The sequence below is a fragment of the Microcoleus sp. F10-B2 genome, from assembly GCF_036704965.1.
Lineage (GTDB): Bacteria > Cyanobacteriota > Cyanobacteriia > Cyanobacteriales > Microcoleaceae > Microcoleus.
This window is the reverse complement of the sequence record NZ_JAUBTB010000026.1, coordinates 43,288-64,459: the sequence shown is the minus strand read 5'-3', so window position 1 is coordinate 64,459 and position 21,172 is coordinate 43,288. Positions and strand designations below refer to the sequence as shown.

The window sequence follows — 21,172 nt, the reverse complement described above, 5'->3', positions numbered from 1 at the left end:
GCACCTTACCAACTACTGACTAACGTAGGGTGCGCCGAAAAGCACCTTACCCGCATAAATAGCGAATTAAAAAACCTCCGCACCCTCCAACTTCTTAACAGTTTCAACCTTCGCCCTCGCCGCTTCCCCGCAAGTCTTCGGCGTCGGAAACATCTTCCCAGGATTCGCTAAACCTTTCGGATTAAACACCTGACGCACCCACTGCATCGTCTCCAAATCCACCTCCGAAAACATATCCGGCATAAAACACTTCTTATCAGCACCGATGCCGTGTTCCCCCGAAAGACTTCCCCCAACTTTCACGCAAAGTTTGAGAATTTCGCCGCCCAATTCTTCCACCTTTTCCAGCGCACCGTTTACCGAGTTATCGTACAGAATCAGCGGGTGCAAATTTCCGTCTCCTGCGTGAAATACATTCGCAATCCGATAACCGTATTTCTCGCTCAAACCCTCAATCTCTTTCAAAACATAAGCCATTTGCGTTCTGGGAATTACGCCGTCTTGCACGTAATAATCTGGACTGAGATGACCCGCTGCCGCAAAAGCAGCTTTCCGCCCTTTCCAAATTTTTAGGCGCGTTTCCGGGTCGCTTGCCGTCGTGATATTTCGCGCTCCGTTATGCTTGCAAATATCGGCAATCCGCTGTTTGTTTGTGGCAACTTCCACTTCTAAACCGTCGATTTCTATGAGAAGAATTGCCGCCGCATCGCGGGGATAACATCCAGTTGCCACCACATCTTCCACAGCATTAATGCTGATGTTGTCCATAATTTCCATGCCGCCGGGAATAATGCCAGCGCTGATAATATCGGAAACCGATTCGCCCGCTGCTTCTATACTGGCAAAATCCGCTAGGAGAACGCAAATCGATTCCGGCGCTTTGAGAATTCGCAAAGTAACTTCTGTCGCGATGCCTAAAGTGCCTTCGGAACCGACAAATACACCAGTTAAATCGTAACCGGGCATTTCAGAAATTTCGCCACCGACATCGACAATTGAACCGTCGGCTACTACCAATTTTAATCCTAAAACGTGATTCGTCGTAACTCCGTATTTGAGGCAGTGAACGCCCCCAGAATTTTCGGCAACGTTGCCGCCAATCGAACAAACAATTTGACTGGAAGGATCTGGCGCGTAGTAGAAACCTGCGCCGCTAACTGCTTGCGTTACCCAGTTATTAATTACTCCCGGCTGCACGACTACTTGCTGATTTTCTAAGTCTACTTTCAGGATTTTTCGCATCAGGGCAGTGACAATCAGCACGCAGTTTTCTACAGGCAAAGCGCCCCCGGAAAGGCCGGTTCCGGCGCCTCTAGCAACCCAGGGAATTGAGTGGCGATCGCATATTTTGACCACTTGCGCCACTTCCTCCGTAGTTCGAGGCAATACCACCAGGGCGGGGCGCTGGCGGTAGCTGGCAAGTCCGTCGCACTCGTAGACAATCAATTCTTCGCGCCGCTGTACGACGCCATTTTTGCCGACAGCAGCCTCGAATTCTTTAATAACGGGTTTCCAGTTGCGTTCTGTTTCTAGGGCTATCATTAGTGACTTTAATTATGGAACTAGCAATAATATTGTTGCAAACTTTACTAAGTTTAGGCAACTAAGTGTTAAAAAAGCCGATTTTGTACAACCATTATTTTATGACTTATGAAAAGAAACCCGATTTCTACCATAAATCTTCGGTTTGGTAACGAGGTATCGACACAGAAACCGCGTTTTTGGGCCGTAGACGAACAGAAACTGGGTTTCTGGTAATAAATTTTGGGTTTGACAGCCAAGTACCGGCGAAGAAACCTGGTTTACAGGCCCCCTGGGGCAAGTCCTGTATTTTTTGAAGGGTTGCAATATTGACCGAGGGAACGATCGGCAGTCTCTCGACCATCGGGAAATGTTAGAGTCGATAGGGGCATCTCTACCCCTACCTCTCCTTCAGAAGCGGATGTGAGGTTAAACTCAGCGATTCCCTCACCAAAACCGCTCGTTTTCAGAACCAGACGTGATACTTTTGCGTCATGCGGCTCCTCTGTATTTTGACCATTGATATGGGTAATTCCAACAGGAAATTTGATTGCATTGTTGTTTTTGTGGTGTCCGTACTTACTGTACTAAAATATTAGGTAAGTATCAAATAAGCTAGTTTATTATGAATAGGTTAATGACGAAGTTGATAAATTGGCCGGGAGCTTGAGTAGAAAATAGTCAACAAACAGAAGATACATTAATTTTACTCGTGAAATGGGATAAAAAAACAGCCCTTTATCTCCGCTGCGGTCAAAAAAGTCATCGTCTTCATCAAAATCAACGGCATTTAGTAAAAGATTTACCCATCGGTAATAGAGAAGTAGTTTTGTCTGTGAATCGAAGCAGATTTAAGTGTAAAAATTGCCTAAAACTTTTTAGTGAAATTTTAGCTCTCGTTCTCGATAATAAAAGTTTTACTCATAGATATGCACAAGCTATAGCAATCCTAAATGATTCAGATAAATTTGTAGGGGTAGTGCCCCCGTTCCTACCCCCTATCTATCGGGCAACCACGGGGGGATTGCCCCTACAATAATTATGCAAATGATTTAGGATTGCTATATTACCAACAAGTTATTTATAGCGAACTGAAAAATCTTGCTCCTAACAATGGATTAACAACAGATCTCGCGATCGCTGTCACGTTCGAGCGTATACGACCAAATTACGTGCAGAAACCGGGTTTTTGCGTAAGTCATAAAAGTGCGTAACACGGTCAAGAAGTACAATCTATCCAAATCAATATCTGATGCTGCACGGTACAGATTTCGAGAATGGTTAGAGTTTGTTGGCGCTTTTTATGGTGTTCCGATAATAGCAGTTAACCCCAAGTCCACGAGTCAGAATTGCTCTATGTGCGGGCAAACAGTCGTTAAAAGTCTAAGTACCAGAACTCATAAGTTTCCTCATTGTGGCTATACAGTAGACCGGGACGAAAATGCAGGATTAAATCTTTTAAGATTATCCCTAAAAGAATGAGCAAATACGGTGGGTAGACCGAATTGCAATGGGAGCATCTCAGTTTTGCAGCCAAGCTAGAAATTGGAGTTTTGAGGCAGGAGGCAGAAGGAAAGAGGCAGAAGGAAAGAGGCAGAAGGAAGGAGCCAAAAGAAGTATTTTTACAAATATGAGATGCTCCCATTGCAATTATTGGGAGAGATTCCCCTCTGCTTGAATGTGGAAACAGGTTCAAGTAAGGGAAATCAACGAAATAGAACGTCTAATTAGTGATGCTTAGAATCCCCGTGTCTTCAGACCGGGGATAACGTCCACTACTAATTTATTCTCTACTTGCTAAAAGCACCCTTGATGTTGTCAACAGTGCGTTCTACAGCATTCTTGGTATTATCTACTGCTTTCTGAGTGCGAGCTGAATCTTCCTCTGCTCTTTTCTCAATTCGAGCGGCATCTTTCTTAGCTTTGCGCTCTACGAAACTACCATCATCCGATGCTCGATCGACTTTAGCAGCATTTTTCTTGGCAGTTTCCTTAACTTTCTCTTCTGTATCTCGGATGAAATTCTTGGTTCGTCCAGCATCTTTGCTGGCTTTCTGTTGAACCTCATCGCCCAAATCTGCTGCTGCGATCGAGTTTAAAATAGGAGAGGCCATTGCTGCGGTGTTCGAGAAAAACGCACCCTGCCAAACGAAGGCCATCGCTGACACGCAAAGCACAGTTGCAGCCATCCAGCGCCCGACAGTCGAAAGCCGTTTCGTAAAATAATTCAGTTTCATACAATACAAAATCAGAGATGACATTCTATTTGTACTCGCTCAGAGCGCGAGGCTGAACCATTCTCTAGGTAGAGGTTATCCAACGATGAGCTGTTATAAAAATTCCCTCTTTTGATAGATTGAATCAAGAAACCTCAGTCTATTTTAGATTTTAGATTTTAGATTTTAGATTTTATAATTGACTGCACCGCGCTCTGGGAGGTTTAACTAAGGTCAGTCGATTTTTAGATTTTAGATTTTAGATTGACTCCACAGATGAATTTGGGGACTTTCCCACTATCAGCTTTTTGCGGTAATTTTAAGTAAGGTTCGATCGACTGTTACGCATTTAAACTGTTAACTTTTTACTTTACCGCTCTCCCATTCCCCCACTCTCCCCCTTTCGAGCTCTGCCACAACCAGCAAATTCATACGTGCAGCAGCTTAATTTGTCTTCGCTGAACTCAGCCAATATTAATTTATATAAATAAAACTTGACTTGCCCTCATCAAAATGTTAGATAAAGCTTTTTCCTGGAAGACAAATCGATTTTTTTGCTATATTGACCTGCAATAAAGATAATGGTTTTGATTAGATGAGGAGTTGAACGGATGAAAAACTTGAGTTACTGGAACAAACCCGCTGCATTGCTGGGCGCGATCGCGATCGCAGCCGGAAATTTGCAAGCGAATGCGATCGGTGTTGCCGCCCCATCAACACCCACTGTCAGTCAAGACGCTGAAAATATTTCATTTGAAAATAGCGCCACCTTTCAAATAGCCCAGGCTGGCAACCTTTGCCGCAAAGTCACTCCCAAAGAAGGTTTGACCGTTCGCCAGAACCCAGACCCCAAATCCCCTAGAGTTGGCGGGGTAGCACTTAACACTCAGGTCATGCTGTCCCAAGGCGCTACTTCTGTTAAAGCCTCCGACGGCCGCCTTTGGATTCAAATTACCGCTCCCGTCAAAGGGTATGTGGCTACCGGATATCCCAACGACGAAAGTAATTTAGGTTCGTGCACAATTAGTCAAACTCCTTCCCCAAGTCCCGCGCCAGCACCGGCACCAGCGCCAGCACCGGCACCGGCACCAGCGCCAGCACCGAGTCCAAGTCCAGCACCAGCACCGGCACCAGCACCAGCACCAGCGCCCGCACCAGCACCGGCACCAGCACCAGCACCGGCACCAGCACCAGCACCGGCACCAGCACCAGCGCCCGCACCAGCACCAGCGCCCGCACCAGCACCAGCACCGGCACCAGCACCGGCACCAGCACCGGCACCAGCGCCAGCGCCAGCACCAGCGCCAGCACCAGCGCCAGCAACGGGCCCGGTAAGTCTGTGCCGCCAAGTAGAACCTCGCGTAGCGCCGAGGGGTCTAGCTATCCGTGCGGAGCCTTCAAAGACTGCTGCGGTTAAAGGTGGCGTACCGGCTAACGGTCAAGTAACGCTTGTGCCGAATTTTCAGTTAGTGAAAGATAAGAATGGAGAAAATCGCAATTGGGTTGAGATTTCAGCCCCTGTGCCCGGATTCATCTCGGCGGGAAATTTAATCATGTGCAAGTAAACTTGTGAGTTCGATCGCTCTTTTTGACTAAAAGAGGACTTACGCACGATTGTTTAGAAACCGGGTTTTTTTACGAAAAGACGCGTTGTAGACCGCAGATTCAGTAAAAAAACCGGTTTCTGCGCCCCGATGCGTCCAGGACTGTAAAAGAGCGATCGACACCGAAAATAGTTTTAAGATTGTCGCGCAGCCAGGGAATAACGCGGAACCCAGACTGCTTCTTCGACTTACGCATGAATAACTTATTTCTGTCAGGAAGCAGCGGTAGCGAATCTTTCTGTGCCTCTGTTTTTCGTGAGTAGCGTCAAGTCCTAGCTTGGTTCCTCGCAACGCACGCGGGATGAATGAATTTAAGCAAAAAGCCGATCGACCTTTCTAGCTACAGCGGCCGCTTGCCCAATCTTGGTGTCCGCGATTTGGTTGACACTTGGATTGTCGGCCAATCCAGACAATTTCCCACTTGTTTTGCCTGAGTCTGAGTTCGATGCGGTGCCGCATTCCAGCAACAGAATCGTCAGCTAAACCGACGACGGTTTGGACAATTACGGCTGTTTCTCGCGTGGGATATTCAACCGAAATTTGGTCGCTTTTTCTGCCTTCAGATTCTCTGTCGCTGCTAAAGAGTTTTGCTGCGATATCTTTGGGATTGGAGACGGTAATTTTGCGATCGGCAAGGAACTGTTTAGCGTTAATTGCTTCGTAGTTCGATCGGGCGGCGGGCTGCCCCATTGCTGCGATGGGAATTTGGATGCAGGCGAAAACAGCTAGGAAAAAGAGCGAGCGATTGAGAGTTGATTGGTTCATGAGGCTTCAGATTGTGCGAGAAATTTTTGTCTCCGAGATACGAAAGCCACCAAATCTGCCTCGGTGAATTGAGTTTGCTGCCATGAGGGACGGGACATTAGTCGATCGCACCAAGCTTTAATTTTAGGATAGCCGTCGAGGGACACATCAACCCAAGATAGCAAGGGCACGACGGTGCCGGCAACGCACTCGGCAAAGGTGACACTGTTGCTAGCGAAAAAAGGGCGATCGGCCAACAAGCCTTCAAAGAAAGTCAGCACAGTATTGACTTTTTCCTTAGCCTTTGCGATTTCCTGCGGTTGGGGAGTTCCCCAGCCCATTTTTTCACTGCTTAGCGGGTTAAGTCCCGGTAGAAGTTCGTTAACCGTGACCAATTCTACCATCCTCACAACTGCCAAATCTTTCGGTTCTTTTGGCAGCATTGCCGGTTCGGGATACTTCGTTTCTAGATAGTCAAGAATTGCTAGAGACTCGACGACAGTGAAGTCATCATCGACCAAAACAGGGATGCGGTGAAAAGGATTCATTGCCACAAACTCAGGTTGCAAGTGATCGCCGTCCAAGTGAATTTCTACCAATTCAAAGTCGAGGTTTTTTTCTAAGAGGGCGATCCAGACGCGGCGGGAGTTGGGGGAAATTGGGGTGTGGTAAAGTTTCATAATTGGTGTGCCTGGTTATTCAAAGGTAATAAAAGCCACATTTTGATTATGCACCTTGACTGTCATTTGATTTATTTTCTCCTACTTGGTATTTTCCAGTTTCATCGTCTTCACTGTCGTCTAAATTTTTACTTTCATCTGAAACTTCATAATTATCCATAATTTCGATCAATAAATGCTTTAGATTCTTATCCGGTGGTCGTTTCTCGAATTCTGCGTGCGTGTAAATCCACACCAACACAACTTCTTTTTTTCTAAAATCTAACAAATATATAAGTCGCCCCTGTTCAGCGGCTCCGCGAAGCTGAGGCATTTTAAACTCCAGCTTCCACAATTCTAATCCATCACGGCTAGAGCCTTGAGGCCAAGGCTCTAAATGTCCCAACGGTGGACGGGGACGGGGGTCAATACTCAAAAATTTGATAAATTTTTGGATTAATTCGACAAATTTTACTAATCCTGCCTGATTTTTACGATAGCGATCGCGGATCAGTTTTTGCTGACTTCTCTCAAAGTTATTCGAGAGCTTTATTTGAAATTGCTCTGATCCGTTCACACGCCTCCTCCGCCGTCATTGCCTCGCTAGTTTCCGACCCTGCAAAAGTTTCCTCCAGGGCTTCGGATAGTGCTTTTTCATAAGCAATATCTTCCCGTTCTACTCCACTCAAAATCGCATTAATAAGTCTATTAAATGCGTTAATATAAGCTACAAAACTATCTAGTTCACCTTTAAGTACAATCCAAGGTAAAGCGATAGCCAAAGAAAAAAGCCCCACAAATTTAAGCAACCTTTCTTTAATTCCTTGAGGGGGTTCAATGAAAGCATAGGCAAAAACTTTGAGTAATTCTTGCGTTTCAGCAGGAATTTTTTCCCAACGGTCTTCAATTTTTACAGCTAAATTGTTTGCTTTTTGAGCCAGTTCCCAAAACTTTGAAGCGCTGGACGTGCGGGGGTGAAATATCTGCCGAATTTCGCTGGGGCTAATTGTGATAGTGGCTGACATTTGCCTGACCTCTTGCAATTTAATTGCTTGACTGGTAATCACTGTTTTCAGTATACCAGTAGAGCAGTATTACTACACTGGTAGAGTAGTATTATCATACTGGTAGAGCAGTTTAGTCAGCCCCAAAAAAACATCGCTGTCACCATCAGGAAACAGCAATTTTGTCTCTTAAAAAGGCGGGCCCTCAAGCCCGCCCCATCAAACTATCGATTAATTAGTAATCGAAGTCGCCGCCGCCCATGCCGCCGCCAGCGCCAGCAGCAGCAGCGCCATCCTTCGGTTCAGGCTTGTCAACGACGATGCACTCGGTTGTCAGCACCATACCAGCAATAGATGCGGCATTTTGCAGAGCAGAACGAGTCACCTTCGCGGGGTCAACGATACCAGCTTCAAACATATCGACAAACTCATTTGTCGCTGCGTTGAAACCGACGTTGAACGGCTTTTCTTTGACGCGCTCAGCAATCACAGCGCCGTTCAAACCAGCATTTTCAGCAATCCGCTTCAGAGGAGCAGCCAGAGCCCGTGCCACAATCAAAGCACCGATCAACTCTTCGCCCTTCAGGCTGCTGTTAGCCCACTCTTCCAATTGAGGAGTCAGGTGAGCCAAAGTTGTACCGCCACCGGGGACGATTCCTTCTTCAACAGCAGCTTTGGTAGCGTTGATCGCATCTTCAAGACGCAGTTTGCGATCCTTCATTTCTGTTTCGGTAGCCGCGCCGACTTTGATCACTGCGACGCCGCCAGCCAATTTGGCCAAACGTTCTTGCAGCTTTTCTTTGTCGTAGGAAGACTCGGTTTCGTCCATTTGACGGCGAATTTGTTCGCAGCGGGACTTGACGGCGGCTTCGTTACCTTCGGCAACAATTGTGGTGCTGTCTTTGGTGATGGTGATGCGGCGGGCTTTGCCGATCATGTCGAGCTTGGTGTTTTCCAGTTTCAAGCCGGCGTCTTCGGTGATTAGTTGACCGCCGGTCAATACGGCGATATCTTCTAACATGGCTTTGCGCCGATCGCCAAAACCGGGTGCTTTAACAGCAGTCACGTTCAACACACCGCGCAGTTTGTTGACAACGAGAGTAGCTAAAGCTTCTTTCTCAATGTCTTCTGCAATGATCAACAGCGGGCGGCCGGAACGAGCTACTTGTTCGAGCACGGGTACTAAATCTTGTACCAGAGCGATTTTCTTGTCTGTCAGCAAGATGAAGGGTTCTTCTAGAATCGCTTCCATCCGCTCAGTGTCGGTGACGAAGTAGGGAGAAATGTAGCCTTTGTCGAAGCGCATCCCTTCGGTGATTTCCAATTCGGTGGTCATAGACTTCCCTTCTTCCAGGGAAATCACGCCTTCCTTGCCCACCTTGTCCATTGCGTTGGCAATCATTTGGCCGACTTCATCGTCGTTACCAGCAGAGATGGAGCCGACTTGAGCGATGGCTTTGGAATCTTCTACTTGTTTGGCGTGTTCGGCAATTTTTTCTACTAAAAACGTCGTTGCTTTGTCAACACCGCGCTTGAGGGCGATCGCATTTGCGCCGGCTGCTACGTTCCGCAGGCCTTCTTTGACCATTGCGTGAGCCAAAACGGTAGCAGTTGTGGTACCGTCGCCTGCTGCGTCGTTGGTTTTGGAAGCTGCTTGACGGATCAGGGCAACGCCTGTATTTTCTATGTGGTCTTCTAGTTCGATTTCTTTGGCGATGGTAACACCGTCATTGACGATTTGAGGAGCTCCGAATTTCTTTTCGAGAACCACGTTGCGGCCTTTGGGGCCGAGGGTTACGGCCACTGCTTCGGCCAGAATGTCCATACCGCGTTCGAGGGCGCGACGTGCATTTTCGTTGTAGATGATACGCTTAGCCATAGTTTTTGGGGATGTGAGGGTTTTAGATTTTGGATTTTGGATGATGGATTTTAGTCATTTGTCCCGTGTCATTAGTTGTTTGGCGGCGTTCGCTTTAAACTAATGACTGATGACTAAGGACTGATGACTAATGATTAATTAGTTAACGATCGCCAGAATGTCTTTTTCGGCTAGCAAGACGTATTCGTCGGTGCCGAGTTTGATGTCGGTGCCGGCGTATTTCGAGTAGAGAACTTTGTCGCCGACTTTTACTTCCATTTCAGTGCGGCTGCCGTCGTCGTTGCGCTTGCCAGGGCCCACGGCCGCGACTTCGCCTACTTGGGGCTTTTCCTTAGCTGTGTCGGGTAAAAGGATGCCGCCGGCGGTTTTTTCTTCGCTAGCGCTTACTTTCACGAACACGCGCTCGCCTAAGGGTTTAACGGTAGAAACACTCAGTGATACTGCTGCCATAAATAAATCTCCAGATTACAGATTGTCGTGAGTCAGTCGTCAGGGGTCACGATGAAAGCAACAGCGGACTACTTACAACTGACATATTAGCACTCTCGACTCATGAGTGCTAATTTAGCTTTAGTCAGGGGCGATCGCAACTTAGTTGTCAGTACGGGTTCCCGAACCGAGAATGAGTAGGAGCGAAGGAGAGAGGGAGAGAGGGAGAGAGGGAGAGGGGGAGAGAGGGAGAGGGAGAGAGGGAGAGAGAGGGAGAGGGGGAGAGCGGGAGAGGGAGAGAGGGAGAGGGAGAGAGGGAGGGAGGGGGAGAGAGGGAGAGGGAGAGAGGGAGAGAGAGGGAGAGGGGGAGAGCGGGAGAGGGGAGAGAGCCATTCGCGAAAAAGCCCGGATTTCGACTTGTTATGCCTTTAAAACTTGCCTCTTGCTTGCCCTCAATTTCTGAATTGTAAAAAACCTACCGTTGAGACGGGGGGGAGTGGGGGCTGTGGTGATGACTTTCGATCGCTAACCAATTACTGTTGACGAATGAATAAAATGCTGGAACATAACGATGAATCTTGCAGCCAAGGCTTGAGCGCTTGCGTCCAAAGCCTGGGAATAGCTCGAATCGAGCGGCATATTTTTATCTGTGCCGACCAAACCGTACCCAAGTGCTGCTCGCGGCAAACCAGTCTGGAGGCGTGGAATTACTTAAAAAAACGCTTGCAAGAATTGGGGTTGGACAAGCCAAGTGCCTTACGACCAACCTGCGTCTTTCGCACGAAAGCCAATTGCCTGCGAGTGTGCGCGTCTGGCCCGATTATGGTAGTCTATCCAGACGGAGTGTGGTATCGCGACGTTACTCCCCCTGTCATTGAGAGAATTATTCAGGAACATCTCCTAAACTCAAAGGTAGTTCAAGAATACGCTTTCTTGACTCATCCTTTGCCTGTGCCGACTGAGGCGAAGCCAAACATTTAAGTATAGCGCTGTTTAAGCTACAGGGTTATAGGTAAAGTGTTAAATTTAAGGTTAAGGGTGAGAATTTGAGACTGTTTGGCGTCCGGGCGATCGCACCTGCTAGAGTTCAAAAAAACTGTAGTTAGGTTGTCTTGGCAGTCTGGCTTAGCTTGTCGCTGGTGTTTCTCAAAAGGTACGCTCAAAAAAATCGATCGGAGGAACTGTGAAATTTTGTGCAAAAGTTTCTCAGTGGCAGACACTAAGCAGGTTGCCAAACTACACTAGAAACAGTTAAATACGTAAGTAGGGAGTCTGCTTAAATTTCTCTATATCAGAAGTATCATTTAAAACTGGGGCATCAACCTGCAATTAAACCGATCGAGATTAAATATTTAACTTGGGCTCTGTTAGGGAGTATCCAATCAATCAAGGCCGATCTTGACAGGGCGATCGTCCCTTACAGGTTTCGGCTGCGTTCCAGGTCGCAAGACCTTCACAAACCGCCGTCGAGCACAGGTTGGGAAGCGGTAATACCCGCCCCGCTTTCCCTCACCGCTATCCCTTCACCAGACCGCCGTCCTCCACCCGCAGCCGGGTGGCGGGAGACTGACGGAAAAAACATGAGTGAAAAAAAGGAAGTGAGCGGGATACTTTAGTGGGAATAAACATGACAAAGGACAATACTTCAGGAGACCAAAAACGGCTGATGCTGGTTGACGACGACCCCAATTTGATCTTGCTGGTCAAGGACTACTTGGAGTTTCGGGGTTACAACGTCATTACAGCAGAAAACGGCAGAGACGCTCTGGAAAAACTAGAACAAGAAGTTCCCGACTTGATGATCTGCGATGTGATGATGCCGGAAATGGACGGCTACACTTTAGTCAAACACATCAGAGAAGACCCTCGCACTAGCTGGATTCCGGTTCTTTTCTTGTCCGCCAAAGGTCAAAGTTCAGACCGAGTAAAAGGCTTGAGCACGGGGGCTGACGTTTATATAGTTAAGCCTTTTGAACCCGAAGAACTGGTAGCTCAAGTAGAATCTTCTTTGAAAGCGGCATCCCGCTTGATTCGCCACCGAAATGAAGGTATTGAGAGCGGCCCAAAAATTAAGGCACGCCGCAATGTCGAATTGACTCCAACTGAGTTAAAGGTGGTACAGTTGCTAGCGCAGGGTATGGCAAACCGCCAGATCGCAGACGTGATGAATGTCAGCCAGCGGACTATAGAAAGCCACGTCAGCAATATGCTGGGCAAAACAGGTCTGCACAACCGGACAGAGTTGGCTCGCTGGGCCCTTGAAAGCAAAAAGGCTTGATCGCGGCGCGGGGGTTCTCTGCTATGAAATCAGGGGAGCAAAAGGTACTGCAATGCGCTTCGGCATACCTGCTTGGCGGTAGGGCGGTAGGGCGGTAGATTCAAGCCGAATTAACCTTGAAACCTCAGCCGCTATAGAGTTACAGGGCGTCGGGTTCGATCGGAACTGTCGATCGAATGCAAGCAGCGTTAAAAGAGCCCTCTGGCGGTAGAGGCGAAAATATGAAATACTGGGGGGATGGAGTTTTCTGAAGTTTAATCTATTGCCTCAGTTAGCTCCATGTTGCTAAAATGTGATATTTAGATTAACTTCTTTCTACAATTATTAGGTCTAAGTTTCTATGACAAACTTAATGAACCGCCTTTCTATTTTTGTGGACGGGAACAATATGTTCTACGCTCAACAAAAGAACGGCTGGTTTTTTGATCCTCGCAGGGTGCTCGAATATTTCAAAACTTCGCAGCCGAATGTCATCTTGATCAATGCTTTCTGGTATACGGGTCTAAAAGACCCCCAAGATCAAAGGGGATTTCGAGATGCTTTGATAAGTCTGGGTTACACGGTTCGCACTAAAATTCTTAAGGAATATTACGACGATGCTTCGGGCAGATATTCTCAAAAGGCTAATTTAGACATAGAGATTGTGGTTGATATGTTTAATACGGTGGATCAATACGACCAAGTAGTGCTCTTTAGCGGGGATGGGGATTTTGAGCGGGCGATCGAGCTGTTGCGATCGAAAAATACTCATATTACTGTGGTATCAACCGAAGGAATGATTGCTAGAGAGTTACGAAATGCTACTGATAGGTATATAGACCTAAATGAAATTAGGGAACATATCGAGAAGATGGATTATTAGTCAGTAGTTAGTAGTTATTAGTCATTAGTCAATAGTCAGTAGTTAGTAGTTATTAGTCATTAGTCAGTAGTTATGGGTTATGGGTTATTAATTATTCGTTATTGGCGCGAAACACGGGACTGGTGCCCCCGCCCAAAAACGCATACTTGCTTTCCGATAGGAGCCGCCAGTAGCCCAAAATTTTAGACTAAGGTTCAAGTTCCCAGATTCATCTGTGGAATAAATCTAAAATCTAAAATCTAAAATCTAAAATCGACTGACTGGAGGCTAAAAATCCAGAAAAACGGACAAGTAAAAATCAGGAAAACACTTTTTTAGAGCTATGAAAACTCAACCAAGTCAAGACCGGATTATTATTTTCGATACGACTTTGCGCGACGGAGAGCAATCTCCGGGTGCATCTCTGAATGTGGATGAAAAACTGACGATCGCCCGCCAGTTAGCGAGATTGGGCGTAGATGTGATTGAAGCGGGCTTCCCTTTCACCAGCACGGGAGATTTCGAGGCAGTCCAAAAAATAGCCCGATCGGTTGGCACAGAAAATGGGCCGACAATTTGCGGTTTAGCACGGGCGAGAAAGCAGGATATTAAAACAGCAGCAGAGGCTCTCAAACCCGCCGTAAATTCGCGAATTCATACGTTTCTGGCTACGTCTGATATTCACTTGGAGTATAAGCTGAAAAAGACGCGGGCTGAGGTTCTGGAAATTGTGCCGGAAATGGTAGCCTATGCTAAGTCTTTTGTGGATGATGTGGAGTTTTCGCCGGAAGATGCTTGTCGATCGGAACCGGAGTTTTTGTATCAGGTTCTAGAACGGGCGATCGCAGCGGGTGCGACTACGGTTAATATTCCCGATACAGTCGGCTACACGACTCCCAGTGAATTTGGGGCTTTGATTCGGGGAATTAAGGAAAATGTGCCGAATATCGATCGCGCAATTATCTCGGTTCACGGTCACAATGATTTAGGATTGGCTGTTGCTAACTTTTTGGAAGCCGTAAAAAATGGCGCCAGACAGTTAGAATGCACGATTAACGGGATTGGCGAACGGGCGGGAAATGCAGCTCTGGAAGAGTTGGTAATGGCGCTTTACGTGCGGCGCCAATATTATAATCCTTTCTTGGGCCGGGCTGCGGATTCTGAGGAACCGCTGACAAATATTGACTCGCGCCAAATTTACAAAACATCGCGCTTGGTTTCCAATTTGACGGGGATGTTGGTGCAGCCAAATAAGGCGATTGTCGGGGCAAATGCTTTCGCCCACGAGTCGGGAATTCACCAAGACGGAGTGCTGAAAAATAAGCGGACATACGAGATTATGGACGCTGAGTCGATCGGCTTAACTGAAAATCAAATTGTTTTGGGTAAATTATCCGGCCGCCACGCATTTCACACTCGCTTGAAAGAGTTGGGTTTTGAAATGGCCGACGATGAGCTAAATAAGGCTTTTGTCAAGTTCAAAGATTTAGCGGACAAGAAAAAAGAGATTACTGATTGGGATTTAGAGGCAATCGCCAATAACGAAGTCCACCAAGCACCGGAACTGTTCCGGTTAGAATTGGTACAGGTTTCTTGCGGCGACAAATCTCGCCCGACAGCAACCGTCACTGTGCGGAATCCGGCGGGCGAAGAATTGACCGATGCTGCGATCGGCACTGGGCCTGTGGATGCGATTTACAGGGCAATTAACCGGGTGGTAAACGTACCCAACGAGTTGATCGAGTTTTCTGTACAATCGGTAACAGCGGGCATAGATGCGATCGGCGAAGTAACAATTCGCTTGCGCCACGAAGGCAAAGTATTTTCCGGTCACTCAGCAAATACCGACATTATCGTAGCGTCCGCAGAAGCATACATCAGCGCTTTAAATCGCCTGTATCAGGCATTGCAGCATACTACTGAAAAAGCCTCGGAACAGCCAACTGCGATCGCAAATCAAGTTGTTGCCAAAGCACAGCGCTGATAAATTTACTGTCAGCCATTTTTCTTGAAACAAACCGCAGACGAACGCACATAACAGCAGATATATCTCAATAAATCTGCGTTAATCCGCGTTCATCTGCGGTTAAAAATTAAAATCTTTTTTAGCAACAACAAACCCTAAAAAATGCAAGAAGAAACGTTAAAAAAAGAGCGACAATTCCACGATGCTTGGGCATCCACAATCGATATTGACGGCATTCGAGTTAATGATTACTTTGAAGCTTGTACCGCCCCAGAAAATAGATTTATTGTCCAGCAAATGGGCGATATTACAGGCAAACGCCTGTTAGATTTAGGCTGCGGCGCGGGAGAAAATAGCGTTTATTTTGCGAAGAAAGGTGCAAATTGTGTGGCGGCCGACTATTCTCAGGGCATGGTAGAAGTTGCCCTGAAATTGGCTGAGAAAAACGGCGTCCAAATAGACGGCTGCACGGTGAATGCAATGGCAATGGATTTCCCGGACAATAGTTTTGATATTGTTTATGCTTCTAATTTGTTGCACCACTTGCCAGAACCGGAAAAGGCAATTCGCGAAATGCACCGCGTGCTAAAACCGGGCGGAAAAGCTTGCTTTTGGGACCCGATGAAGCACAATCCGGTGATTAATGTTTACCGTAGAATGGCGACTGAGGTGCGGACAGAGGATGAAAGTCCTTTGGATATTAATATTGTGAATTTTGTCAATTGTTTGTTTTCTGAGACGGCTTATGATACGTTTTGGCTGACATCGCTTTGGATTTTTTTGCGCTTTTATTTAATAGAAAAGGTGCATCCGAATGAGGAGCGTTATTGGAAAAAGATTATCATTGAACAAGATAGATTGAAACCGGAATACTCTCGGTTAGAAGAGTTGGATGGGTTTTTGAAGAAGTTGCCTTTGATGAAGCGCTTGGCTTGGAATTTGGCTGTGGTGGCAACGAAGTAATTAAAAGAAGTACAATAAGTCAAAGCATTTAATTAAGAGGCTAATTATGCCAGAAACTATTACTGCTATCTACGAAAACGGGGTTTTTCGTCCCTTGAGTCCTTTGTCATTGAATGATGGGGAAACTGTGCAAATCACAATTGTAGCGGAAGTTTCGCAGGAAGAACTCAAGGGCGATCGCGAAAAAGCGATTAAGTTGATGGATGTACGAAAATTGATGGGTTTGCCAAAAAAACAGGGTAAGCTCGATCGAGACGAATTAATCAAGCGCGCGCAGCAGTGGCGCGAATTGATGCAAAAAATGGAAGAGCTACCAGGTAAGCCTCTCTCAGAAATGGTTATCGAGGATCGTGGCCCGTGGTAAATGCTTATTTTCTGGATACTAGCGCTTTAGTCAAACGATACGTGCCTGAAATAGGCAGTGACTGGATTTTATCGATTACCGATCCTGCTACAAATAGCGATTTAGTTATTAGCCAGATTACTTGGGTGGAGGTACACAGCGCTTTTGCACGCCGTCTGCGGGATGGAAGTTTGTCTGCGGAGCGTTTTGATTTAATTGGGCAAAAAGTTAGGGAGGATTTTGAAAATGAATACCGAGTCATAGATGTCGATCAAACTTTGATAGAAACAGCCACCGAATTGGTGATGCAACATCCGCTGCGCGCTTATGATTCTGTACAGTTAGCGTCGGCTTTGCGTTTTCAATCTACTACTCTCCTTTCGCAGCCAGAAACTCGACTGGTTTTTGTTTCGGCGGATAATCGATTGCTGGATATTGCTCAGTCGGAAGGATTGGCCTTCGACAATCCTAATAATTATCCGTAATCAAGCTGTGTGTAGTCAGGAATGCAAGTCCTCATAAAAATCAGAGGACTAAAGTCATCACTAGAAACTAATTTTAGTGCGATCGTTATTTAAATAATTTCTTTCAAAGTTTTAACTAAGATTTGATTTTGTTCCTCCGTACCTACACTAATCCGCAATTTGTCTTCTAATCGAGGCTGATTGAAGTATCGAATCAATATTCCCCGTACTTTCAGTGTTTGATAAATTCTTTCTGCATCGCCGTTTGGTGACCGCACTAACAAAAAGTTGGTTTGCGAGGGCCAAACGTCAAAGCCTAATTCCTTGAAGCTAACGGCTAGTTTTGCTCTGGAAGCCTTAATCTTTTCGGCGTTGGCTATTTTGTGGTCTTGATCTGCGATCGCCGCTGCCCCCACTGCATAGGCTAAAGCATCCACATTATAGCTGTCTTTGATTTTATTTAATTCTGCCAGCAGCGCCGGATTTGCTATGCCAAAACCCAACCTCAATCCTGCTAGGGAATAACCTTTTGAAAGGGTTCTCAAAACTATAACATTACTGTAGTTTTTTGTCAAGTGCAAAGCATTTTCTTCGGCGAAATCTACATAAGCTTCGTCGATCACAAGAAGGCCCGATAACTCTTTAGCCAGTTTCTCCAAATCTGCAACAGATAGGGCTGTTCCCGATGGACTGTTTGGCGAAGCTACAAATGTCACTGCACCCTGGGCTGCTATTAGCAAATCGACTGGTAACTTGTAGTCGTCGGGATAAGGAACTTGGACAAATTCCGCATCTTGCATTTCTGCCAATGTGCGGTATAAGACGTAGGTAGGCGCAGGACAAACAACTGGTTTACCTGCTTCGCCCACAGCGCGAACTATCAAGTTTAATAAATCGTCGCTGCCGTTACCTACCGCAATCCAATCGTCAGGTACTCCTAACACTTTACTAGCAGCAATGCGGAAAAGTTTGCCAGTTGGATCGGGATAGCGCCGCAGCATTTCTCCGTCTATTTCCTGAAGCACTTTTAAGGCTTTGGGAGAAGGCGGATAGGGATTTTCATTAGAATTTAGTTTAATAATAATTTTTGTGCCTAGCGGTGGCTGTTCCCCCGGCACATAGCCAGACATTTCGTGGATGCTTTTGCGAAAGTAATTCATCTATTAATTGAGTTTTGTGGAACGGGCATCTTGCCCGTTCTTGATAATGGCGCAAGATATCAAGTTAAAAAGATTATATCAAACAATTAGTGACTATCCGCGTTATACCCAAATCAATTAACATTTGCATATCCCCTCGGTCGTCAACCGTCCATGCCACAATGTCAACTCCCTGACTCCGGCTTTCTTGAATTAGTGCGGGGTTTTCCAGCAACACGCGATACAGAGTGCTAATCAAATTATCCCGATGCGCCACAGCATGAGCTAATTGATTTTTGTACGCTTCTAGATTAGCAACAATGTGTCCGATCGCCAAATCGCCAGATAGCCGTCGCACTTGTTCCAGAAATCCAGCGTTAAAGGAGGTAATAACGCATTTGTGTTGGATTTCTGCGCCCTTCAAAGTATTGACAAAATCCGCGACATCTGCATCCAACCACTCGCAGTGAGGTTTGACATCAAAGTAAAGAAATTTGTCAACATTTTTGAGTATGGTTAATGATTCTTTTAAAGTAGGGATTTTTTGTCCTGAAAATTCATCGCTCAACCATTTTCCCGCATTAAGTGTCTGCAATTGAGACAGGGTTGTTTCCCTAACTTTGCCAGAAACTCCCGTGATTCTATCTAATGTGGCGTCATGAAAAATCACTGGTACGCTGTCGGCGGATAGCTGGATGTCAAATTCGATCGAATGAGCTCCACGGGCGATCGCCAGTTCAAAAGCTGCTAAAGTATTCTCAGGGGCGATCGCCGAAAATCCCCGATGTGCGATAATTTCTAAATTCACTGTCTTGTGCCCTCTAAAAAATCTGCCACAGTTTGATTAAAAGTTTCCGGTTCAGTCAAAAAAGACCAGTGATTCCCCGGTACTTTTGCAACGGTAAGATTTTTCAAGTATCTCTTGTAGGGCTGCATTTGCCAATCCATGCGATTTACGCCTTTTTCCGGCTGTACGAACAAAGTCTGGATATCAATATTTTCAGTTAAACCGGCAACTTTGATCACTTCTGCAAATATCTGATTTCTGGCTGCAATTGCAAATTTACTGCCCCAAGTTCCGTCGGATTTTTGTTCGATTTGGTGTTGGAATACCATTTGCTGCACGTCACTCCAATCTGCGTATTCTCCCGATTGTTTTGCTGCTGCTTCTGCTTGGGCTAAAGTCGCAAACGGGCCCACACATTTGAGACAGTCTAATTTTCGGTAAACAATTGGCAGGGTGAGTTTAAGCGCGGCGGGCAGTTTGGTGATGAAGATGGGGTCTACTAAAATCATACTGCAAAAGCGATCGGGATTTTGCCTCGCCCAAATCGGTGCTAGTTTTCCCGTCCAAGAATGTCCTAAAATGTGTGCGTCAGGCCAGTTGAGATGTGCCATCAAAGCTTCTAAATCTGCGATCGCACTTTTAAAAGTATAGCCTGTTTTCGGTTTGCTACTCTCTCCGTGACCGCACATATCTGGCGCTACAATATGATAGCGGTTGGACAAGTTATTGCCCAAGCTAGTCCAGACAGACGCACTATCTGCTAAACCGTGCAGCAGCAGCAAACGCGGAACTTTTTCTTTCCCTGTTTCTGGCTGCCATTCTAGGTAGGAAAGTTCGATTTCTGGCAAGTGCAAAGTGTTACGAGTGGGCATGATTAGGGTGTTTTATAGTTGGATAAATGTGATTTAACTTTTTTAGGAACAGGCATCTTGCCTGTTCCACAAAGAGTGAATTTTCTTCTACTGTTTTCATAAACAGGCAATATTTCTTTTTCACAAACAATAAATCTTCTTGTGGGGTGGGCTTCTAGCCCGCCCTTCTGACTTAACTTTTGCCCTTCAAACTCAACAAGATAAACTGAGTTTTTTGCGCTTCATCAAAATTGTCATCACTGACCAAAACTAGACTTTTGCTGCCATCTGGCAACTGCGGCCCGAGAGTCATTCCCTCTAAATTGTACAGCGGAATTCCGAGTTGGCTCAAGTCCAGCAGCAACTTTTTCTTGACAGGTTCTATCATTGCAGTTTGCCCTTTGAAACTCGGGATTCTCGAAGTATCTGTAGCCGCCCCAACCGCTACTTGATAAATCCTAGCGCTGTATCCCGACAGCCCAAAAGAACGTTCTAAACTCAGAATCTGACCGCCACCGACAGTTACTAATTCTGTTAAACCGTTCAAAATAGTCATGGGAACTTGGTCGAGGATGTAAAGATTTTCCGATACTAATTGCGGCGTTTTATCGACAATGATATAATGTAAAATACGGAGTTTGCTTGCCTGTTCGGGGTCTAAATCTTGCATTAACGGCGCTTCCGTAGCTGCAAACAAACGAAACGGATCTAGACCGCCCGGACTAAAGGTTTCTGGGTCGATGGTTAAAGATTCAAAACCTAAATTGTCCACCACTCCTTGCTGCTGTTTTTCATCGCTGGCATCGGGAATATAGCGCTTTGGTATCGGCAATTGTCCCCGCATTTGCCCTGTTTTGAGGTCGAATTCTCCGAGAAAAGGAGGGATGCCAACATGAGTAACGCCTTCGCTGGCGACAAATACTGAGTTGCGGGGAGAAAGGGCGATGCCTTCGGGATTGATGGAACCCCAAGAGAAGGTTTCACCGTCTGCTTTTTTGAGGGATGTAACGCTTTCAACGGTAACTTTTTTCAGGCGAATATTTGCTGGATCGCTTGATGTGAGGTCGAGTCGGAGACTGTAAAATCTGGCTTCTCCGTTTTCGCTGGGGTCGTCGGAAAGAGCGTAAAAGCGATAAGCTTTGGAAGTGACTTCGCTAATACCTTTGGGGTCGTAGGTAATTGCTGACAAACCGCCGACGGGTACTCCTTCAAAATTGATTTTTGGCAATTGGTACTCGCCCAAAAATTCGAGGGACATTTCTGGAAAAGAGCGGTCTTTTGCAACTGCGGGAGGGGGGGCGCAAGCTGTGCAAACAGTTAAGACAATTAGGGCGAGACTAAATAAGCGTAAAATACGTTGGCGAAGCCCTCGAAGAGGATCGCCCAGCGTCTTTAAATCCCAAGAATTGCTCAGTGCGGTAAGTTTTATTTTGTTGCTCTTGTTGAACAGTTTGCTTTTGTGCCATCTTTGTAACATAATTTAT

The 21,172-nt window shown here is 46.2% G+C and carries 23 protein-coding genes; 10 read left to right on the top strand and 13 right to left on the bottom strand.

Going from position 1 to position 21,172, the window contains the following annotated elements:
- Positions 1-66 precede the first annotated feature (66 nt).
- Complete coding sequence (glcD, locus tag QUA99_RS12655) at positions 67-1,542, bottom strand: glycolate oxidase subunit GlcD (protein WP_333236972.1); 1,476 nt, start codon at positions 1,540-1,542, stop codon at positions 67-69.
- A 691-nt stretch (positions 1,543-2,233) separates the two neighbouring features.
- Here glcD and QUA99_RS12650 point away from each other — a divergent pair.
- Positions 2,234-2,560 carry a transposase family protein gene (locus QUA99_RS12650; RefSeq protein WP_333236970.1) on the top strand — a complete coding sequence of 109 codons (327 nt, stop codon included), beginning with the start codon at positions 2,234-2,236 and terminating at the stop codon, positions 2,558-2,560.
- 167 nt (positions 2,561-2,727) lie between these two features.
- Positions 2,728-3,003: a zinc ribbon domain-containing protein gene (locus tag QUA99_RS12645; protein WP_445251004.1), complete on the top strand. Its 276-nt coding sequence runs from the start codon at positions 2,728-2,730 to the stop codon at positions 3,001-3,003.
- Between the two features lie 308 nt (positions 3,004-3,311).
- On the opposite strand, the gene QUA99_RS12640 is transcribed toward QUA99_RS12645, so the two are convergent.
- A complete protein-coding gene (locus QUA99_RS12640; RefSeq protein ID WP_333236968.1) occupies positions 3,312-3,758 on the bottom strand; it encodes a hypothetical protein in 447 nt (148 codons plus the stop codon).
- Positions 3,759-4,348: 590 nt separating this feature from the next.
- Between QUA99_RS12640 and QUA99_RS12635 the strand changes: the two genes are divergently transcribed.
- Entirely contained in the window at positions 4,349-5,302 is a 954-nt protein-coding gene (locus QUA99_RS12635) for an SH3 domain-containing protein (RefSeq protein WP_333236966.1), read from the top strand.
- 375 nt (positions 5,303-5,677) lie between these two features.
- Here the strand turns inward: QUA99_RS12635 and QUA99_RS12630 are convergent, their stop codons facing one another.
- The 6 genes from QUA99_RS12630 to groES form a co-directional block, all read right to left on the bottom strand.
- A complete protein-coding gene (locus QUA99_RS12630) occupies positions 5,678-6,106 on the bottom strand; it encodes a hypothetical protein (protein WP_333236965.1) in 429 nt (142 codons plus the stop codon).
- Complete coding sequence (locus QUA99_RS12625) at positions 6,103-6,765, bottom strand: glutathione S-transferase family protein (protein WP_333236962.1); 663 nt, start codon at positions 6,763-6,765, stop codon at positions 6,103-6,105. Before QUA99_RS12625 ends, QUA99_RS12630 begins: the two co-directional genes overlap by 4 nt.
- Before the next feature lie 46 nt (positions 6,766-6,811).
- Positions 6,812-7,321 (bottom strand): hypothetical protein, encoded by a 510-nt coding sequence (locus QUA99_RS12620; RefSeq protein ID WP_333236960.1) that lies wholly within the window; start codon positions 7,319-7,321, stop codon positions 6,812-6,814.
- Entirely contained in the window at positions 7,281-7,769 is a 489-nt protein-coding gene (locus tag QUA99_RS12615) for a hypothetical protein (RefSeq protein WP_333236958.1), read from the bottom strand. The genes QUA99_RS12620 and QUA99_RS12615 overlap by 41 nt, the downstream gene beginning before the upstream one ends.
- Before the next feature lie 214 nt (positions 7,770-7,983).
- Positions 7,984-9,627 (bottom strand): chaperonin GroEL, encoded by a 1,644-nt coding sequence (gene groL, locus QUA99_RS12610; RefSeq protein ID WP_333236955.1) that lies wholly within the window; start codon positions 9,625-9,627, stop codon positions 7,984-7,986.
- 138 nt (positions 9,628-9,765) lie between these two features.
- The gene (groES, locus tag QUA99_RS12605) at positions 9,766-10,077 is read right to left on the bottom strand and encodes a co-chaperone GroES (protein ID WP_006633072.1); all 312 of its coding nucleotides are present in this window, start codon (positions 10,075-10,077) and stop codon (positions 9,766-9,768) included.
- Between the two features lie 534 nt (positions 10,078-10,611).
- Between groES and QUA99_RS12600 the strand changes: the two genes are divergently transcribed.
- A complete protein-coding gene (locus QUA99_RS12600) occupies positions 10,612-11,037 on the top strand; it encodes a ferredoxin (protein WP_333236952.1) in 426 nt (141 codons plus the stop codon).
- Positions 11,038-11,054: 17 nt separating this feature from the next.
- On the opposite strand, the gene QUA99_RS12595 is transcribed toward QUA99_RS12600, so the two are convergent.
- On the bottom strand, positions 11,055-11,276 hold the full coding sequence (locus QUA99_RS12595) for a hypothetical protein (RefSeq protein WP_333236950.1): 222 nt from the start codon (positions 11,274-11,276) through the stop codon (positions 11,055-11,057).
- 407 nt (positions 11,277-11,683) lie between these two features.
- On the opposite strand from QUA99_RS12595, the gene QUA99_RS12590 reads away from it, so the two are divergent.
- From QUA99_RS12590 to QUA99_RS12565, 6 genes are all read left to right on the top strand, one after another.
- Positions 11,684-12,334, top strand: coding sequence for a response regulator transcription factor (locus tag QUA99_RS12590; protein ID WP_333236948.1), 651 nt, complete (start codon positions 11,684-11,686; stop codon positions 12,332-12,334).
- Positions 12,335-12,674: 340 nt separating this feature from the next.
- Positions 12,675-13,196 carry a LabA-like NYN domain-containing protein gene (locus tag QUA99_RS12585; RefSeq protein ID WP_006633075.1) on the top strand — a complete coding sequence of 174 codons (522 nt, stop codon included), beginning with the start codon at positions 12,675-12,677 and terminating at the stop codon, positions 13,194-13,196.
- Positions 13,197-13,518: 322 nt separating this feature from the next.
- Positions 13,519-15,159 carry a 2-isopropylmalate synthase gene (locus QUA99_RS12580; RefSeq protein WP_333236946.1) on the top strand — a complete coding sequence of 547 codons (1,641 nt, stop codon included), beginning with the start codon at positions 13,519-13,521 and terminating at the stop codon, positions 15,157-15,159.
- A 144-nt stretch (positions 15,160-15,303) separates the two neighbouring features.
- Positions 15,304-16,104, top strand: a complete 801-nt coding sequence (locus QUA99_RS12575) for a class I SAM-dependent methyltransferase (protein ID WP_333236944.1) — start codon at positions 15,304-15,306, stop codon at positions 16,102-16,104.
- 46 nt (positions 16,105-16,150) lie between these two features.
- Entirely contained in the window at positions 16,151-16,468 is a 318-nt protein-coding gene (locus QUA99_RS12570; protein ID WP_333236942.1) for an antitoxin family protein, read from the top strand.
- Positions 16,462-16,932 (top strand): type II toxin-antitoxin system VapC family toxin, encoded by a 471-nt coding sequence (locus tag QUA99_RS12565; protein WP_333236940.1) that lies wholly within the window; start codon positions 16,462-16,464, stop codon positions 16,930-16,932. Before QUA99_RS12570 ends, QUA99_RS12565 begins: the two co-directional genes overlap by 7 nt.
- 89 nt (positions 16,933-17,021) lie before the next feature.
- On the opposite strand, the gene hisC is transcribed toward QUA99_RS12565, so the two are convergent.
- From hisC to QUA99_RS12545, 4 genes are all read right to left on the bottom strand, one after another.
- On the bottom strand, positions 17,022-18,071 hold the full coding sequence (hisC, locus tag QUA99_RS12560; RefSeq protein ID WP_333236939.1) for a histidinol-phosphate transaminase: 1,050 nt from the start codon (positions 18,069-18,071) through the stop codon (positions 17,022-17,024).
- A gap of 73 nt (positions 18,072-18,144) precedes the next feature.
- On the bottom strand, positions 18,145-18,858 hold the full coding sequence (locus QUA99_RS12555; protein WP_333236937.1) for a glycerophosphodiester phosphodiesterase family protein: 714 nt from the start codon (positions 18,856-18,858) through the stop codon (positions 18,145-18,147).
- Complete coding sequence (locus tag QUA99_RS12550; protein WP_333236935.1) at positions 18,855-19,709, bottom strand: alpha/beta hydrolase; 855 nt, start codon at positions 19,707-19,709, stop codon at positions 18,855-18,857. The genes QUA99_RS12555 and QUA99_RS12550 overlap by 4 nt, the downstream gene beginning before the upstream one ends.
- 172 nt (positions 19,710-19,881) lie before the next feature.
- Positions 19,882-21,165 (bottom strand): esterase-like activity of phytase family protein, encoded by a 1,284-nt coding sequence (locus QUA99_RS12545; protein WP_333236933.1) that lies wholly within the window; start codon positions 21,163-21,165, stop codon positions 19,882-19,884.
- Positions 21,166-21,172 lie beyond the last annotated feature (7 nt).

Coding starts and splice junctions, on each gene's coding strand:
- glcD (WP_333236972.1), bottom strand. CDS start 1,542: ATGATAGCCCTAGAAACAGAACGCAACTGGAAACCCGTTATTAAAGAA.
- QUA99_RS12640 (WP_333236968.1), bottom strand. CDS start 3,758: ATGAAACTGAATTATTTTACGAAACGGCTTTCGACTGTCGGGCGCTGG.
- QUA99_RS12635 (WP_333236966.1), top strand. CDS start 4,349: ATGAAAAACTTGAGTTACTGGAACAAACCCGCTGCATTGCTGGGCGCG.
- QUA99_RS12630 (WP_333236965.1), bottom strand. CDS start 6,106: ATGAACCAATCAACTCTCAATCGCTCGCTCTTTTTCCTAGCTGTTTTC.
- QUA99_RS12625 (WP_333236962.1), bottom strand. CDS start 6,765: ATGAAACTTTACCACACCCCAATTTCCCCCAACTCCCGCCGCGTCTGG.
- QUA99_RS12615 (WP_333236958.1), bottom strand. CDS start 7,769: ATGTCAGCCACTATCACAATTAGCCCCAGCGAAATTCGGCAGATATTT.
- groL (WP_333236955.1), bottom strand. CDS start 9,627: ATGGCTAAGCGTATCATCTACAACGAAAATGCACGTCGCGCCCTCGAA.
- groES (WP_006633072.1), bottom strand. CDS start 10,077: ATGGCAGCAGTATCACTGAGTGTTTCTACCGTTAAACCCTTAGGCGAG.
- QUA99_RS12600 (WP_333236952.1), top strand. CDS start 10,612: ATGCTGGAACATAACGATGAATCTTGCAGCCAAGGCTTGAGCGCTTGC.
- QUA99_RS12590 (WP_333236948.1), top strand. CDS start 11,684: ATGACAAAGGACAATACTTCAGGAGACCAAAAACGGCTGATGCTGGTT.
- QUA99_RS12585 (WP_006633075.1), top strand. CDS start 12,675: ATGACAAACTTAATGAACCGCCTTTCTATTTTTGTGGACGGGAACAAT.
- QUA99_RS12580 (WP_333236946.1), top strand. CDS start 13,519: ATGAAAACTCAACCAAGTCAAGACCGGATTATTATTTTCGATACGACT.
- QUA99_RS12575 (WP_333236944.1), top strand. CDS start 15,304: ATGCAAGAAGAAACGTTAAAAAAAGAGCGACAATTCCACGATGCTTGG.
- QUA99_RS12570 (WP_333236942.1), top strand. CDS start 16,151: ATGCCAGAAACTATTACTGCTATCTACGAAAACGGGGTTTTTCGTCCC.
- hisC (WP_333236939.1), bottom strand. CDS start 18,071: ATGAATTACTTTCGCAAAAGCATCCACGAAATGTCTGGCTATGTGCCG.
- QUA99_RS12550 (WP_333236935.1), bottom strand. CDS start 19,709: ATGCCCACTCGTAACACTTTGCACTTGCCAGAAATCGAACTTTCCTAC.
- QUA99_RS12545 (WP_333236933.1), bottom strand. CDS start 21,165: ATGTTACAAAGATGGCACAAAAGCAAACTGTTCAACAAGAGCAACAAA.